Genomic DNA, 14,091 nt, shown 5'->3' with positions numbered 1-14,091 from the left:
GGAATGAGGGGGTCAGGCGGCCAGCAGGCGCGCCCGGTATTCTAGGCGCAGGGCGCGCAAGGCCTCGCCGCGCTGCTCGGCGCGGGCGCGCAGGAACAGCAGGCTTGCGATGCGGAAGCCGGCGGCGGACTGGTCGGCCGGCAGGCTCTCCACCCGCCGCTCGATTGCGGCGATCAGCCCGCTGTCCGACAGCGGATCGTCCCCGCGATAGTTGAGCTCCAGCGCCACGCGCACTTCGCGCCCGGTGGCGTCCTTGGTGCTCCAGTCGGTGCTGGCGCTGGCGGTCAGCGCCAGCCAGGGCAGCGCCGCGCGCAGCGGCGCCTCCTCGACGATGGCGTTGAGCGCGCTCGCCAGCGCCGGGTCCGCCGCCAGCCAGGCCAGCAGCACCGCGCGAAAGGGGGTTTCCATGGCTTACTCCTGTCCGAACAGCGGCCACAGCAGGTGGGCGGAGCGCCAGCGCCGGGGCGATGTCCCCTCGGCGCGCTGCGCCGCGCGGGCCTGCGCGATCGCTTCGGCCTTGCGCGTCAGCCGCGCGAGAAGGCCGGCGAAGTCGGCCTGTGCTGCGATCACGACAGACGCATCCGCCGCCAGGGACGCCACAGTGCGGCGACGGCCGCCGGTGGTGCCACCGGCGCGGTTTTCCCGCCGCCCGTGTCATCGCGTTCGCGGTGGTGATACGCGGCAAGGCGGATCACGCCATGGCGCAGCGCGTCGGGCAGCGCGGTCCACTCGCCGGCCAGCCCGGCGGTATAGCGCACCACCGCCCGCGCCGGATCGCCGGGCGCGCGCAGGCGCACCTTACCGGTGCCGTCCGCGCTGATATCGATGGCATAAGCCCCGGCCTCCAGCGCGGTGCGGGTTCCGTCCACCGCCAGCATCCACACGCCGGTGATCGCCTGCACGGGGCGGGCGGAGAGCACCTGCCATGCGCCGCAGGCGGGCACCGTGTCCTCGCAGGTTGCCGTCAGCGGCATCGTGCCGGTGAAGCCTTCGCAAAGTTCCAGCGCGGTCATCAGGAGAGCGGTCAGCTCCGCGTCGTCGGTGCTGGTGGAAATGCCCAGCCACGCCTTCAGGTCGGAAAGCGCCGCCGGCGAAAGCACGGGCGGCGTGACGATGGCCCGCATCATGGCAATCTCCGGGATTGTTCGTCGGGAAGGGCGGAAGGGACGCCCGCGATCGGAAGGGGGGGAGACCGATCGCGGGCGCCAGTGCCGGCGCGCCAGGGGAGGGGAATCGCGCCGGAAGCCATGCGGGTGTCCGCGATCAGGTGGTGATCTTCAGCAGCTTGATCGCGTCGCTGTCGAGCAGCTGCCCGCCCACGCGCTTGGTGGCGTAGAACTGGACGTAGGGCTTGTTGCTGTAGGGATCGCGCAGGATCGTGGTCTGGTTGCGCTCGGCGATCAGGTAGCCCGCCTGGAAGTTGCCGAAGGCGATCGGCAGCGCGCCGGCGGCCACGTCGGGCATGTCCTCCGCCTCGATCACCGGGTAGCCCAGCAGGCGGTTGGGCTGGCCCTCGGCGATCCCCGGCTGCCACAGGAACGCGCCGTCGGCGCTCTTGAACTTGCGCACCGTGGCCATCGTGGTCGAATTCATCACCCAGACCGAACCCTGCCGCAGCGGGGCCTTGAGCGCGAAGACCATGTCGATCAGCTTGGCTTCGGGGCTGGTGTCGAACCCTGCCGCCGCGCCCGATCCGATGTGCTGGAGCGTGCCGAAGGTCCGCGCGGCATCGCCCGCGGTGCTCGTCGCGCCGGTCAGGAAGCCCTTGGGCTGGTTGGTGCCGCTGCCGTTGATGAAGGCCGCGCCCTCGGCCCGCGCGAACTCGGTGGCGATCTCGCCAGCCAGCCACTCCGCCACGTCGAACGCGGCGTCATCGAGCATGGCCTGCGTGGCGGACGGGTTGGCGTAGAGTTCGCCCCACGGCGGCGCGATCTCGGCCAGTTTGGGGCTGGCGGTCTCGGGCCGCGCGGCGGTTTCGGAAACCCAGCCCGATGCCGTGCCGCCGATCGAGATCAGCCGGCGGAACCCGCTGGTGCCGGTGCGGACGACCGAGGCGATCGACCGAATCGGGCTGATTTCGGCCAGCCGCTTCGCCAGCACCTCGTCGATCTCGCGCGGTACGGCATAGCCGCCATCGGCCGCCACGCCCTGCGACAGCGATTTGAGTTCGCTCTCGCGGCCATGGCGCAGATAGCCGTCGACGAAGCCCTTCATCTCCGTGCCGGTGGGCGATCCGCCGGCCAGCAGCGGGCGGATCGCGGCGCGGCCGACCTTGTCGAGCCGGCCTTTCACCTCCTCGATGTCGGTACGGACCGCGGCCAGCGCCTCGTCCTGCGCGTCCTGACGGGCAACGATGTCGAACGAGGCGTCGAAGGCGTCGTTCTTGGTTTCGATGGGGGCGGGTGCTTCGATGTCCATGGGGTCGAACGTCCTTTCGGCGGGGAATGAGGCCGCCCGAAAAGGCGGCCCGAAGAAACAGGGCAGGAAGAAAAGGGGGGCGGCTCAGCCGGCCAGATGCACGCGCGCCGATGGCTGCATCGGGCGGGAGACGAGGCTGACTTCCAGAATGTCCACCGCGTGCAGTTCGCGCCCGTCCGGCGTGGCATGGCCCGCCGTCACGCGGTAGCCGAACGACAGGCCGTTCACGGCGCGGGTGACCAGCGCCCGTGCTGGCAACCCGGCCGACGCGTCGATCGTGCCGGTCACGCGCAGGCCGCGATGGTCCTCGATGGCGGCGTCGATCCAGCCGATCCGGCGGTCGGGGCGGTGCTGCCAATAAAGCGGCAGCCGCTCGCCCCGCTCTGCGCGTTGCGTCAGGCTGCGGGCGAAGGCGCCTTGCCGGATCACGTCACCGCCGCTGTCGCGCTTGTCGAAGATCGCGGCATAGCCGGCAAAGCGCAGCGGCGCTTGCGGGGCACTCACCGGATCATGTCCCACAGGCCAAGCCGCACCACGATCCCCACCAGCAGCAGTGCCAGCACGGCGCGGACGGCCCAGTCCACCACGGCCTGCCATGCGCTTGTCTTGGCGTCGCGCCAGGCTTGCAGCAGTTGCCGCAGCTCGATCAGGTCGGCGTGCGCGGTCTCGTCGGCCAGGCCCATCCGCTCCAGCACGCGCGCCGCGCCCAGGTCGCAGGCTTCTTCCACCACGGCGCGCAGCGTCACCAGATCCGATCCTTCGGCTTCCGCCTGCGCGATCAGCCGCGCCAGCATCTCCTCGCGCATCACGGCTGCACCGGGGCGATACCCAGCATCGCGCGCTTTTCGTCGGCGGACAGGAAATCGGCAGCGCTCACCTGCGACCACAACCGTTCGCGATCCTCGGACAGCGCCGGAATCCCGTCCACGTCGACCGCCAGGCTGGCGTCCGCGAACCACGGCGCCAGCCCTTCGCCCAGCGCGTCGAGGATCTTGGCGGCCAGCGGCAGCAGCGTCAGCCGCCACAGCGCGCGGTTGGCCTCGCGATAATTGGCATAGGTGCTGTCGCCCGGCAGGCCGATCAGCATCGGCGGCACGCCGAACGCCAGCGCAATGTCGCGCGCGGCGGCGGCTTTCAGCGTGGCGAAGTCCATGTCCGCCGGAGTCAGCGCTATCGCCTGCCATTTCAGGCCGCCTTCCAGCAGCATCGGCCGCCCGGCATTGGCCTGCCCGGAAAAGGCGTTCGCCAATTCTGCGCGGATACGCTCGAACTGGTCGGCGGAAAGTGCCGCGCCCGGCTCGCCCGGATCATAGACCAGTGCACCCGATGGCCGCGCCGCGTTTTCCAGCAGCGCCCGGTTCCACCGCGCCGCCGCGTTGTGCAGCGCCACTGCCTCGTCCGCCGCTTCGAGGCAGCCCGCTCCGTAATGATCGTCGCCGGGATGGTAGCTGCGGATATGGATCAGGTTGGGCAGGCCCAGGTCGTCCACCGCGTCGATCGTCAGCGATCGTTCACCCACCTTGTAGAGGAACGCCGCCGGCCACCCCGCCGCGTCGGGCACGATCGTCACCCGCTCCGGGCGCAGCGCAAACAGTTCGGCGGGATTGCCTTCGGCGTCGCGCAGCACCTGCACATAGCCGTTGCCGTGCAGCAGCAACTGGCTGGCCAGCGTTTCCAGCAGCGCCTGCCCCGCGCTCGTCGCCGCGATCAGCGCGGCGAGTGCGGGGTGGGAGGCGCGCACCGGAGCGCTGCCCACCCCTTCGGCCACCAGCCGCACCGCGCGCTGCGCCACGGGGTTGCGCAGATAGGCTTCGCGGATCGCGGCCGGATAATGGATCGGCATTCGCGTGCCGGCGGTGCCGCGTGCTTCGAAGGCTTCCACCCAGGGCGAGACGAAGCTGCGCCCCAAGGGCGCGCGCGGCGTCACCGGCTCGCCCTTGAAGGCGGCGGCAAGCGATTGAAAAAAGGACATGAACGGCCTTTCTGTCGGAAATGTCAGTCGAACCACACGCGCGGTTCGCCCGCGCGGCCCAGCATCAGTTCGGTCAGCGCCCAGACGCAGGCGTCCGCCCGGTCGGGCGATCGTCCGGGCCCCTGGTAGGAACCGCCCGGCATCAGCCCGCACAGTTCGTCCTCCAGCCGGGCGAACATACCGGCATGGCGCACGCGCCCGGATTCGTAGAGCGCGGCGACTGGCTCGGCGCGCGCCACCTTGCCCCGGCTGGCATGGACCAGCCGCAGCGGCAGGGTGGCATTGGCCGCGCACAGCACCGCGCCCACCATTTCGCCGCCCTGGTTGGCTTCGGCCACCACCCGGTCCGCCGCCCATGCCCGCGCGGCATCGCGCACCGCGCCGGCCCAGCGTTCGGGGCTGGCTTGCTCGATCGAGGCATCGGCCAGCACGCGCGCGATCCGGTCTTCGCCCAGTCCGCAGACCACGATCCCGCAGGCATCACCCCGCGCGCTGGCCGGGGGATCGACGCCCACGACCACGCGGGTCATCGGCGGCACTGCGCCATCGCGGCACCGTTCCAGCAACGCGCGCGTCCACAGCGCGCCGGGCAGGTCCTCGATCAGTTCGCCGTCCAGTTCCTGCCGGCCCAGCAGCGTGCCGCCGAATTCGCGCTCGACGTCGGCGATGAACCGCGTGGGCAGATGCGCGATGTTCTCCCGCGTGCCGCCGCGCGTCACCGTCACGTCGGCATCGCTGGCGGCCTGCTCCAGCAGGCGGCGCACCAGCGGCACCGCGCGCGGCGTGGTGGTCGCTACGATGCGCGGAGCGGTGCCCAGCCGCAGGCCCAGCAGCAGGTTGTCCCAGCTGCGCCGGGCCTGCGCTTGGCCGTCATCCCATTTGGCGATTTCGTCGCACCAGGCGTGGCTGTGCTGCGGTCCGCGCAGCGATTCCGGCTCGCCCGCCGAATAGAGCATCGCCTGCGCGCCGTTGGGCCAGATCACGCGCCGCAGCGATGGCTCGAAGCGCGGGCGGCGGTGCGGCGGACACACCGCCATCACCCCGCTTTCGCCCTCGACCATCACCGCCCGCGCCTCGTGCAACGAAGCGCCCACCAGCGCGATGCGGGCCTCGTGATCGGCCTCGGCGATGGTCCGCACCCATTCCGCGCCGGCGCGGGTCTTGCCGAAGCCGCGCCCGGCCATCACCAGCCAGACGCGCCAGTCGCCCTCGGGCGGCAGTTGCGCGGTGCGCGCCCACAGCGGCCAGTTCCAGTGCCATTCGTCCCTTTCGCTTTGATCGAAGGCCTCGCCGATGTCCGCGCCGAGGCCGTCCTGGTCGTCGCGCAGGAAATCCAGCCGGTCAGCCGGCATTGCCGGTTTCCTTCGTTGTCCCCGCTGTCACCGCCCCGCGCGCGGCCTTCGCCGCCATCACGCGCTGGCGCAGTTCCTCGACTTTGCGGTCGATCGAGGCGCGGATGTCGGCGGCGCTCACCTGATCGCGGACGGCGCGCTGGCGCGCCGCGCTTTCGCGGTGGGCGGCCAGCAGACGGAACGCGGTGGCGTTGTCGAACGATCGCGCCGCCCGTTTCGCGCCGGGGGGCGGCTTCACTTCGCCGGTGCGCAGCCGGTGCAGCAGTTCCATTTCCAGGTTGTCGTACCCCTCGCACAGCGCGATCTGCCACTGGCGGTTGAACTCGGCATCGTTGCGGCGGCGCTGGTAGGCGGCCGAGGTGTCGATCTTGGCCTTGCGCGCGGCGGCGGCGACGTTGGATGTATCGGCCAATGCGGCCAGGAACGGTTTGACCCAGCGCGGCGGCGCGGGTCCCCGTCGCGTGGACGTTTCGCCCGCACGCGGTTTTGCGGCACGCGTCGGGGACGCGCCCGTTGATCTGGCTGACATGAAATATCCGTATCTGGGGAAGGTTTCGCGCCGGTCACCACGGGGGGCGGGCGACTCGGTCTTTCACGATGTTCCTGTTATGTACTCATTTAGCGTCACGTTGTCAAGGCCGAACTGCGGGCCGGATATTCCGCCTATGGCACTTTGCCGCCCGCTGCCCTAAGCACCCGCGCGATACTCAGCCGCGTTAACGGATGCCTTGCCCATGCTTCGCCGCCTCTATGACTGGACCATGGCCAAGGCCTCGCATCCGCGTGCCGAATGGTGGCTTGCCCTGTTCGCGTTCGTCGAGGCCAGCTTCTTCCCGATCCCGCCGCATCCGCTGCTGGGGCTGATGTGCCTGGCCGAACCGAAGAAGGCGGTCCGCTTCGCCGCGATCACTGTGATTGCCTCGGTCATCGGCGGGATGCTGGGCTATGCGATCGGCCATTTCCTGTTCGCCAGCGTGGGCGAACAGCTGCTGTCCGCGCTGCACCTGACGCAGAGCTTCCCCTATGCCGCATGCAAGCTGCGGGGCGAGGCGGGCTTCCTCGCGATCATCGCCAAGGGCGCCACGCCAATCCCGTTCAAGCTGATCACCATCACCGCCGGCTTCATCGGTATGCCGATCGGCAAGTTCCTGCTCGCCAGCCTGATCTCGCGCAGCATCGGCTTCATGATCGTGGGCGTGCTGTTCCGCCTGTTCGGCGCGCCGATCAAGGCGTGGATCGATCGCTATCTCGGCTTTGCCGTGATCGGGTTCATCGCGCTGATCCTGGCCGGCTTCGTCGCCGCCGCGATGCTGGGCGGGCACGGGCAGAAGGGCGCCGACGAATGCAGCGGCGCCACGATGCAGTCGGTCACCGCCAGCGCCTGAACCGCACGCGTTCCTGTTTGTTGCAATGCACAAAAAAGTGCCACGGACCCCGTTGACGGTCCGTTAACCATGAAGGAGCATGCTGCTTCCCGGTATTTCTTCACCAGCGAGGGGGAAGGAGGACTATGGAAGACAGCGACTTTCGGCTTCAGTTGGCCGGTTACGGGCTGGCCACCTGGCAGATCCATTACTACATGCCCGATCATCCCAGCCTGCTGCAGGAATTCGTCCTGCAGCGCTACGACGTCGCACCCCGGTTCCCGGAACTGAAACGGTTCCTCGACTTCTGGCGGCGCGATATCGAGGCGGTGATCCATTCGGTCCGCGTGGCGCACAACCATCTGATCCGCCCCAGCGAATGGCGGGCGGTGGACGGCGAGATCCGGCTGCACTGACGGAATGGCACCAACCGGCTGGCCGGAATATCCTCCGGCCAGCCATCACGGTCAGATGATTCCGGCTTTCCTGCCCGCGCGTTCGAACATGCCGATGATCGTCTGCACCTGTTCCGCGGTGTGCTCCGCGCACAGCGAACAGCGCAGCAGCGTCATCCCGGCGGGCGTTGCCGGCGGCCGCGCCAGGTTCACGTACAGCCCTTCGTGGAGCAGCGCTTCCCACATGCCCGCGCCGCGTTCCAGGTCGGGCATGATGACCGAGATGATTGCGCTTTGCGGCTCCTCGGTGCCAAGCTGGAAGCCCCGGTCGCGCAGGCCCTTGTGCAGCGTGCGCGAATTTTCCCACAGGTGCGCGCGCTTGTTGCCCGCGTGCATCAGCTTGCGGATCGATGTCGCCGCGGTGTGGACCACGCTCGGCGGCAGGCTGGCGGTGAAGACATAGGGGCGGCAGACCAGCCGCAGGATCTCGAACTTGGGGTGGTTGGAAACGCAGAAGCCGCCGACGGTGCCGACCGACTTGGAGAACGTGCCGATCACGAAGTCCACGTCGTCCAGCACGCCCTGCTCTTCGGCCACGCCGCGCCCATTGGGGCCGATGAAGCCCATCGAATGCGCCTCGTCCACCAGCACCATCGCGCCGTTTTCCTTGGCGACGGCGATCATCTCCTTCAGCGGGGCGATGTCGCCCAGCATCGAATAGACGCCTTCCAGCACCACCAGCTTGCCCGCGCCTTCGGGGATGCGCTTCAGGCGCTTTTCCATGGCCACGATGTCGTTGTGCTTGAACGGCACCACTTCGGCGTCGCCCATCTTGCAGCCGTCCCAGATGGAGGCGTGGCTGTCGATGTCGAGCACGATGTAGTCGCCCTTGCCGGCGATGGTGCTGATGATCCCCAGGTTCGCCTGGTATCCGGTGGAGAACACCATGGCGTGCTCCATCCCGTAGAATTCCTTGAGCGCGTCCTCCACGGCGCGGTGCCCGGCATACGTGCCGTTCAGCACGCGGCTGCCGGTGGTGCCCGAACCGAAATCGTCCAGCGCCTGCTTGCCCGCCAGGATCACGTCGGGATCGAACGTCATGCCCATGTAGTTGTAGGTGCCGAGCAGGATCGTCTCGCGCCCGTTGCACACCGCGACGGTGGGCGAAAGCACGCGTTCCATCACCAGGTTGAACGGGTCTTCCACCCCGCCGGCGAGAAGGGCGCGGCGCTGTTCGATCAGCGGGTCGAACTTGCTGAACAGATCGGTCATTTGGCGCGTCAGCCTTGCAGTTTGGTCACGGCATCGATCAGCTGGCCGTAGGTTTCGATCTCGGCCTGCTGGTTCATGCTGATGATGATGTCGAATTCGTCCTCGATGGCCGCCACGAAGTCCATCACCGTCAGGCTGTCCCATTCAAGGTCGCCGGCAAAGGTCGTCCCCTCGGCGATCGCGATGCCCTTCTTGTTGAACGGCTCGATCAGCTCGGCGATCCGGTTGGCGGTTGCGGCGCGGTCCATCGGTATTCTCCACTGTGGGGCAAGCCCCCTGCCAGACGATTGCGGCTGAAAAGCGGCCACGCGGTCCGCTTGTCAAGCCGGACCGACCTGTGTCATCCCCAGCCGCGATGCCGTACCGGGGGGAAATGCGTTGAACCAGCCGTCGCCACCATCAGCGGGTGCGTCCGAGGGAGCAGGCGATAGCGGCACAGCGCGGCTGGCTCGCGCCACGCCTTCGCCGCTGTCGCCTTCGGGCTTCTCCAACCACGCCATTCACCTCGTGCGCACCTCGCAGCAGATGAACCTTACGCTCAGCCAGATGGCGGATGCCAAGGCTTCGCTGCTGATGGGGGCCACCTTCCTTGTGTTCACCATCGCGGTCGGGCAGGCGAAAAGCGGAACGATGCCATGGTCGCTGGGCGTGCTGGCGCTGTCCGCGTTCATTTCCGCGATGTGCGCGGTGTTCGCCGTGCTGCCCTCGATCGGCGGGCAGGGCAGGGGCAAGGCTGGTCCATCATTGCCCAACAAACTGTTCTTCGGCTATTTCACGCAGGTTCCGGAAGACGAGTGGATCGACAGCGTGCTTGATGAACTGCACGCCGATGAAACCGTGTTCCGCACGATGCTGCGCGATATCTACCAGAACGGCCAGGTGCTCCAGCGCAAGAAGTACCGCTTCCTCGGCTATGCCTATCGTGTGTTCATGGTCGGCCTGTGCCTGACCGTCGTGACCTTCGCGATCGAGCACCTGCGCGCCTACATGCCCTCCTAGGAGGGTAGGCTCACACCAGCTTGTTCACCGCCGCCATGAACGGGCCGATCGATACTGGCTTGGCCAGATAGCCTTCGGCACCGGCTTCGCGGATGCGTTCCTCGTCACCCTTTCCGGCATAGGCGGTCACGGCCAGCACCGGGATCGTGCGCAGTTCGGGGTCGCCTTTCAGCGCCTCGATCAGTTCCAGGCCCGAAACGTTGGGCAGCTGGATGTCCATGATGACGAGGTTGGGGACGAACAGGCGGGTCCGCTCGATCGCCTCGCGCCCGTCGGCTACGGGTTCGACCGTGAAGCCGTTGGCCTTCAGCAGGTCGCAGAACAGCTTGCGATTGAGGTCGTTGTCCTCGACAACCAGAATTCTTTTTGCCACTGAGCCCTCGGGTGCGAGCGCCGGAAGCCGGCTGCGCCGTTGACCCTCTATTGACCCGGAAAGGCCCTGACAATCATTCGTGAACCCGCCCCGGTTTCAGATGCGCAGACGGTGGCCTTGCAGGCGCTCGGCTGGGTGCTGGCGGATGGCGGCCGGGCCGACCGGTTTCTGGCGCTGACGGGGCTGACGCCCGAATCCCTGCGCGCCGGGCTGGGTGACTCCAGCGTGCTGGGCGCGGTGATGGATTTTCTCGCCAACCATGAATCGGACCTTGTCGCGGCGGCGGAAGCACTCGACATTGCACCCGAGGCCCTTGCCGCGATCCGGGAGAAATTGAGATGAGCCGCCCGCTGATCATCAGCGATTGCGATGAAGTGCTGCTGCACATGGTCGCTCCCTACAAGGAATGGCTGGCCGAACGGCACGGCATCGACTTCGCCATGCAGAGCAACGATTTCGGCAAGGCCATGCGCTATGCCGATGGCGGGTATGTGGAACCGGCCGAGATCTGGCGCCTGCTCAACCTGTTCTTCGATACCGAAATGTACCGCCAGCAGCCGATCGCAGGCGCGGTGGAGGGGGTCAACGCGCTGGCCGAACACGCCGACGTCGTGATCCTCACCAACCTGGGCGATCACCGGCGCGAGGATCGCGCGCGGCAGTTGCGTGATGTGGGCATCCATGCGCGGGTTTTCACCAATACCGGACCCAAGGGGCCGGCGCTCAAGGCGATTCTCGACGAATACCGACCGGAACGCGCGGTATTCATCGACGATCTGCCACAACACCACGGGTCGGTCGCGGAACTCGCGCCGCATGTCGCGCGGCTGCACTTGTGCGGAGAGCCTATGCTGGCCCCCCATATCGACTGTGCGCATCAGCAGGGGCATGCCCATGCCCGGATCGACGAATGGTCCGCCGCGCTGCCCTGGCTGATGGCGCAAATTCATGGAGCGAATGATGACTGATACCGTTGCCGCGAAGATCGCCGACCTGGGCTTCGCGCTTCCGCAGGCCGCCGCGCCGGTCGCGGCCTATGTGCCGACGGTCGAGGTCGGGGGCTTGCTGCACGTGTCGGGCCAGTTGCCGTTCGTCGATGGCAAGCTGGTCACCGGGCGGCTGGGCGAGGACGTGTCGCTGGAACAGGGCGTGGCCGCGGCGCAGGCTTGCGGCCTGATGCTGCTGGCGCAGGTCAAGGCGGCGCTGGGTTCGCTCGATCGCGTGGAGCGCGTCGTCAGGCTGGGCGCGTTCATCAACTCCGCCGGGACGTTCACCGACCAGCCGAAGGTCGCCAACGGCGCGTCCGAACTGATGGTCGCCGTGTTCGGAGACATCGGCCGCCACGCGCGCAGCGCGGTTGGCGTTCCCGTTCTGCCGCTGGGCGCGGCCGTGGAAGTCGATGCTGTATTTGCTGTTCGCCCTGCTTGACCGCTGGCTCGTCCCCGTTCCGCCGGCGGAACGGGTCGGCTGGCTGCGCGGGCGCGTCTATGCCCATCGCGGGTTGCACCGCGCGGGCGTGCCGGAAAACTCGCTCGCCGCCTTCGCGCTCGCCATCGAGCGCGGGCTGGGGATCGAATGCGATGTGCAGCGCACCAGCGATGGCCAGGCGATGGTGTTCCATGACTGGGATCTCGATCGCCTCACCGACGCCAGCGGCGCGATCATCGACCACAGTTCCACCCAGCTTGGCGCGATCGCGCTGAGCGGCGCCGAAGGGGAGCGGATTCCCACCTTGCGCCAGATGCTCGATCTGGTCGCCGGGCGCGCGCCGCTGCTGATCGAGATCAAGTCGCGCCGCGATCTGCGCGTGGCGCCGTTGTGTCTGGCGGTCCGCCGGGTGCTGGAAGGCTATCGCGGCGATGTCGCGGTGATGAGCTTCGATCCGCGCGTGCCGGCGTGGTTCCGCCGCTATTCCCCGCACATCGTCCATGGCCTTGTCGTGACCGAGGAAGGGCGCCGCACCCTGTTCGCGCGCGCGCGCCGGCATCTGGCGCTGTGGCATGGCAAGCCGCAATTCCTGGCCTATGACGTGCGCGATCTGCCCAGCCGCTTCGCCGCGTTGCAGCGCCGCCGGGGCCTGCCGGTGCTCACCTGGACGGTGCGCTCGCCGGAACTCGCGGAAAAGGCGTCTGCCCATGCCGACGCCCCGATTGCGGAGGGCGCGGGCCTGTCGTGAGCGTCACCGCGCGCATCCATCACTCTGTCGGCGCGATCGCGGCCGAAGACTGGGACCGGCTGGCGGGCGGCGGCAATCCGTTTACCGGGCACACGTTCCTTTCGCTGCTGGAGGAATCGGGCAGCGTCGGCGGGCGCAGTGGCTGGTCGCCGCTGCCGGTGGTGATCGAGGACGAGGGCGGCCGGGCGGTGGCGGCGATGCCCGCCTATCTCAAGGCGCACAGCCAGGGCGAGTACGTGTTCGATCACAGCTGGGCCGATGCCTGGCAGCGGGCGGGCGGGAACTACTATCCCAAGCTCCAGATCAGCGTGCCGTTCACCCCCGCCACCGGGCCGCGCCTGCTGCTGGGGGACCGGCCCGATCTTGCGTCGTCGCTGCTGCGCGTGGCGAAGCGCCTGTGCGAAAGCAACGAGCTGTCGTCCGCCCACGCCACGTTCATCGAACCGGCCCAGTTGCCGCTGTTCGAGGAGGCGGGCTGGCTGTTGCGCTCCGACATCCAGTTCCATTGGGAGAACCGGGGCTATGCCTCGTTCGACGATTTCCTGGCCGCGCTGTCGTCGCGCAAGCGCAAGGACATCCGCAAGGAACGGGCGGCGGCGCAGCAGGGCGTGGAGATCCGGGCACTGACCGGCGACGCGTTGCGGCCCGAACACTGGGACGCCTTCTGGCAGTTCTATCAGGATACCGGCGCGCGCAAGTGGGGGCGGCCTTATCTGACCCGGCAGGCGTTCGATCTGATGGGCGATCGCATGGCCGATCGGGTGCTGCTGGTGCTGGCCTTCCTGGACGGGCAGGCCGTGGCCGGCGCGCTCAATTTCATTGGCGCGGACGCGCTCTACGGCCGGTACTGGGGCGCGATCGTCGACAGGCCGTTCCTGCACTTCGAGCTGTGCTATTATCAGGCGATCGACGCGGCGATCGCGCTGGGCCTCGGCAGGGTGGAGGCGGGGGCGCAGGGCCAGCACAAGCTGGCGCGCGGCTACGAGCCGGTGCGCACATGGTCGGCCCACTACATCGTGGACCCGGGATTTCGGGCCGCCGTCGCCGATTTTCTCGAACGGGAACGGCAAGGCGTGGCGCAGGACCAGCTCACGCTGGGCGAACATACGCCGTTCAGAAAAGGATAGCCGTCCGGCGCGTGCCGGCCGATAGACCCGTTGAAAGTTAGGTCAGGCGGCGCGGCGGCTGGAGGCGCGGATCCATTCGCGCGCACGACGCTGCGCTTCGGCGATCTCGCGCGCGGTCATTTCCTCGGCGATGTCGGCGCGGCACTGCGCGGCATCGTCATGGCCACCCACGGCGGCAAGGTTGAACCACTTGTGCGCTTCGATCAGATCGCATTCCACCCCGTGGCTGCCCGTCGAAAAGGCCACCCCAAGGTCGAACAGCGCATTGGTGTCGCCCTGCGCGGCGGCGGCCAGGCAGGTTGCCACCAGAAGGTCGGCGCCTTCGTGCAGGTCGGCATTCTCGGCGTACGTCATGGCCGCGTCATCGGCGACCAGTTTGATCCAGGCTTGTCCCATTTACCAATACCCCCGGTTGAAAACCAAGCTATCCGGGCCTTTCACGGGTCCCGGCGTGTCAGACAGTCACCGAGTTTGGTCAACAAATGGTTAACAGCGGGGGGAAGCGTTTCCGGAAAACCTCGCCAAAACGGCGATTTTTGAAGTCTTGGCGTTCTGCCGGGCTTCAACTTCCTTGTTCCATCCCCCGCATGGAATGGCTTGTGCCGGTTCGGGGCGGCTCCTATAGGGCGCCACAAACCGGGAA

The 14,091-nt window shown here is 68.1% G+C and carries 21 protein-coding genes; 8 read left to right on the top strand and 13 right to left on the bottom strand.

Annotated features, from left to right (window positions below; translation table 11 throughout):
- Nucleotides 1–12 precede the first annotated feature (12 nt).
- From FA702_RS08175 to FA702_RS08140, 9 genes are all read right to left on the bottom strand, one after another.
- Nucleotides 13–408, bottom strand: a complete 396-nt coding sequence (locus FA702_RS08175) for a DUF3168 domain-containing protein (protein WP_136955743.1) — start codon at nucleotides 406–408, stop codon at nucleotides 13–15.
- Nucleotides 409–411: 3 nt separating this feature from the next.
- Complete coding sequence (locus FA702_RS22765) at nucleotides 412–570, bottom strand: hypothetical protein (protein WP_168196028.1); 159 nt, start codon at nucleotides 568–570, stop codon at nucleotides 412–414.
- Complete coding sequence (locus FA702_RS08170) at nucleotides 567–1,127, bottom strand: hypothetical protein (protein WP_136955742.1); 561 nt, start codon at nucleotides 1,125–1,127, stop codon at nucleotides 567–569. The genes FA702_RS22765 and FA702_RS08170 overlap by 4 nt, the downstream gene beginning before the upstream one ends.
- Nucleotides 1,128–1,263: 136 nt before the next feature.
- Nucleotides 1,264–2,418, bottom strand: a complete 1,155-nt coding sequence (locus FA702_RS08165) for a phage major capsid protein (protein ID WP_136955741.1) — start codon at nucleotides 2,416–2,418, stop codon at nucleotides 1,264–1,266.
- A gap of 84 nt (nucleotides 2,419–2,502) precedes the next feature.
- Complete coding sequence (locus tag FA702_RS08160) at nucleotides 2,503–2,922, bottom strand: HK97 family phage prohead protease (protein WP_255504765.1); 420 nt, start codon at nucleotides 2,920–2,922, stop codon at nucleotides 2,503–2,505.
- Nucleotides 2,919–3,227, bottom strand: coding sequence for a DUF6127 family protein (locus FA702_RS08155; RefSeq protein WP_136955739.1), 309 nt, complete (start codon nucleotides 3,225–3,227; stop codon nucleotides 2,919–2,921). Before FA702_RS08155 ends, FA702_RS08160 begins: the two co-directional genes overlap by 4 nt.
- A complete protein-coding gene (locus FA702_RS08150) occupies nucleotides 3,224–4,390 on the bottom strand; it encodes a phage portal protein (protein ID WP_136955738.1) in 1,167 nt (388 codons plus the stop codon). Before FA702_RS08150 ends, FA702_RS08155 begins: the two co-directional genes overlap by 4 nt.
- A gap of 23 nt (nucleotides 4,391–4,413) precedes the next feature.
- Nucleotides 4,414–5,742, bottom strand: coding sequence for a DNA-packaging protein (locus tag FA702_RS08145; protein WP_136955737.1), 1,329 nt, complete (start codon nucleotides 5,740–5,742; stop codon nucleotides 4,414–4,416).
- On the bottom strand, nucleotides 5,732–6,154 hold the full coding sequence (locus FA702_RS08140; RefSeq protein ID WP_255504764.1) for a hypothetical protein: 423 nt from the start codon (nucleotides 6,152–6,154) through the stop codon (nucleotides 5,732–5,734). The genes FA702_RS08145 and FA702_RS08140 overlap by 11 nt, the downstream gene beginning before the upstream one ends.
- A gap of 322 nt (nucleotides 6,155–6,476) precedes the next feature.
- On the opposite strand from FA702_RS08140, the gene FA702_RS08135 reads away from it, so the two are divergent.
- Both FA702_RS08135 and FA702_RS08130 read left to right on the top strand, forming a co-directional pair.
- Complete coding sequence (locus FA702_RS08135) at nucleotides 6,477–7,127, top strand: YqaA family protein (protein WP_136955735.1); 651 nt, start codon at nucleotides 6,477–6,479, stop codon at nucleotides 7,125–7,127.
- Nucleotides 7,128–7,252: 125 nt separating this feature from the next.
- Nucleotides 7,253–7,522: an usg protein gene (locus FA702_RS08130; RefSeq protein WP_124810588.1), complete on the top strand. Its 270-nt coding sequence runs from the start codon at nucleotides 7,253–7,255 to the stop codon at nucleotides 7,520–7,522.
- A gap of 51 nt (nucleotides 7,523–7,573) precedes the next feature.
- On the opposite strand, the gene FA702_RS08125 is transcribed toward FA702_RS08130, so the two are convergent.
- A complete protein-coding gene (locus FA702_RS08125; protein WP_136955734.1) occupies nucleotides 7,574–8,773 on the bottom strand; it encodes an aminotransferase class I/II-fold pyridoxal phosphate-dependent enzyme in 1,200 nt (399 codons plus the stop codon).
- Nucleotides 8,774–8,781: 8 nt separating this feature from the next.
- Complete coding sequence (locus FA702_RS08120) at nucleotides 8,782–9,021, bottom strand: acyl carrier protein (protein WP_136955733.1); 240 nt, start codon at nucleotides 9,019–9,021, stop codon at nucleotides 8,782–8,784.
- A 130-nt stretch (nucleotides 9,022–9,151) separates the two neighbouring features.
- Here FA702_RS08120 and FA702_RS08115 point away from each other — a divergent pair, with 130 nt between their 5' ends.
- Nucleotides 9,152–9,772, top strand: a complete 621-nt coding sequence (locus FA702_RS08115) for a Pycsar system effector family protein (protein WP_370385505.1) — start codon at nucleotides 9,152–9,154, stop codon at nucleotides 9,770–9,772.
- Nucleotides 9,773–9,782: 10 nt separating this feature from the next.
- Here FA702_RS08115 and FA702_RS08110 read toward each other — a convergent pair whose 3' ends face one another.
- Nucleotides 9,783–10,145, bottom strand: coding sequence for a response regulator (locus tag FA702_RS08110; protein ID WP_136955732.1), 363 nt, complete (start codon nucleotides 10,143–10,145; stop codon nucleotides 9,783–9,785).
- A gap of 111 nt (nucleotides 10,146–10,256) precedes the next feature.
- On the opposite strand from FA702_RS08110, the gene FA702_RS08105 reads away from it, so the two are divergent.
- Genes FA702_RS08105 through FA702_RS08085 form a run of 5 tightly spaced genes read left to right on the top strand, consistent with a single transcriptional unit; the run spans nucleotide 10,257 to nucleotide 13,448 of the window.
- Nucleotides 10,257–10,487, top strand: a complete 231-nt coding sequence (locus FA702_RS08105) for a DUF3572 domain-containing protein (RefSeq protein WP_370385504.1) — start codon at nucleotides 10,257–10,259, stop codon at nucleotides 10,485–10,487.
- Nucleotides 10,484–11,113, top strand: coding sequence for an HAD family hydrolase (locus tag FA702_RS08100; protein WP_136955730.1), 630 nt, complete (start codon nucleotides 10,484–10,486; stop codon nucleotides 11,111–11,113). The genes FA702_RS08105 and FA702_RS08100 overlap by 4 nt, the downstream gene beginning before the upstream one ends.
- Nucleotides 11,106–11,573, top strand: coding sequence for a RidA family protein (locus tag FA702_RS08095; protein ID WP_136955729.1), 468 nt, complete (start codon nucleotides 11,106–11,108; stop codon nucleotides 11,571–11,573). Before FA702_RS08100 ends, FA702_RS08095 begins: the two co-directional genes overlap by 8 nt.
- A complete protein-coding gene (locus tag FA702_RS08090) occupies nucleotides 11,545–12,321 on the top strand; it encodes a glycerophosphodiester phosphodiesterase family protein (protein WP_136955728.1) in 777 nt (258 codons plus the stop codon). The genes FA702_RS08095 and FA702_RS08090 overlap by 29 nt, the downstream gene beginning before the upstream one ends.
- Nucleotides 12,318–13,448, top strand: a complete 1,131-nt coding sequence (locus FA702_RS08085) for a GNAT family N-acetyltransferase (protein ID WP_136955727.1) — start codon at nucleotides 12,318–12,320, stop codon at nucleotides 13,446–13,448. The genes FA702_RS08090 and FA702_RS08085 overlap by 4 nt, the downstream gene beginning before the upstream one ends.
- 42 nt (nucleotides 13,449–13,490) lie before the next feature.
- On the opposite strand, the gene FA702_RS08080 is transcribed toward FA702_RS08085, so the two are convergent.
- On the bottom strand, nucleotides 13,491–13,844 hold the full coding sequence (locus tag FA702_RS08080) for a hypothetical protein (protein ID WP_255504763.1): 354 nt from the start codon (nucleotides 13,842–13,844) through the stop codon (nucleotides 13,491–13,493).
- Nucleotides 13,845–14,091: the final 247 nt, after the last annotated feature.

Source organism: Novosphingobium sp. EMRT-2 (assembly GCF_005145025.1).
Classification (GTDB): Bacteria; Pseudomonadota; Alphaproteobacteria; order Sphingomonadales; family Sphingomonadaceae; genus Novosphingobium.
The sequence above is the reverse complement of the archived record's forward strand: the minus strand, read 5'-3'. Positions and strand labels throughout refer to the sequence as shown.

Coding starts and splice junctions, on each gene's coding strand:
- FA702_RS08175 (WP_136955743.1), bottom strand. CDS start 408: ATGGAAACCCCCTTTCGCGCGGTGCTGCTGGCCTGGCTGGCGGCGGAC.
- FA702_RS08170 (WP_136955742.1), bottom strand. CDS start 1,127: ATGATGCGGGCCATCGTCACGCCGCCCGTGCTTTCGCCGGCGGCGCTT.
- FA702_RS08165 (WP_136955741.1), bottom strand. CDS start 2,418: ATGGACATCGAAGCACCCGCCCCCATCGAAACCAAGAACGACGCCTTC.
- FA702_RS08150 (WP_136955738.1), bottom strand. CDS start 4,390: ATGTCCTTTTTTCAATCGCTTGCCGCCGCCTTCAAGGGCGAGCCGGTG.
- FA702_RS08145 (WP_136955737.1), bottom strand. CDS start 5,742: ATGCCGGCTGACCGGCTGGATTTCCTGCGCGACGACCAGGACGGCCTC.
- FA702_RS08135 (WP_136955735.1), top strand. CDS start 6,477: ATGCTTCGCCGCCTCTATGACTGGACCATGGCCAAGGCCTCGCATCCG.
- FA702_RS08130 (WP_124810588.1), top strand. CDS start 7,253: ATGGAAGACAGCGACTTTCGGCTTCAGTTGGCCGGTTACGGGCTGGCC.
- FA702_RS08125 (WP_136955734.1), bottom strand. CDS start 8,773: ATGACCGATCTGTTCAGCAAGTTCGACCCGCTGATCGAACAGCGCCGC.
- FA702_RS08120 (WP_136955733.1), bottom strand. CDS start 9,021: ATGGACCGCGCCGCAACCGCCAACCGGATCGCCGAGCTGATCGAGCCG.
- FA702_RS08100 (WP_136955730.1), top strand. CDS start 10,484: ATGAGCCGCCCGCTGATCATCAGCGATTGCGATGAAGTGCTGCTGCAC.
- FA702_RS08095 (WP_136955729.1), top strand. CDS start 11,106: ATGACTGATACCGTTGCCGCGAAGATCGCCGACCTGGGCTTCGCGCTT.
- FA702_RS08090 (WP_136955728.1), top strand. CDS start 11,545: ATGCTGTATTTGCTGTTCGCCCTGCTTGACCGCTGGCTCGTCCCCGTT.
- FA702_RS08080 (WP_255504763.1), bottom strand. CDS start 13,844: ATGGGACAAGCCTGGATCAAACTGGTCGCCGATGACGCGGCCATGACG.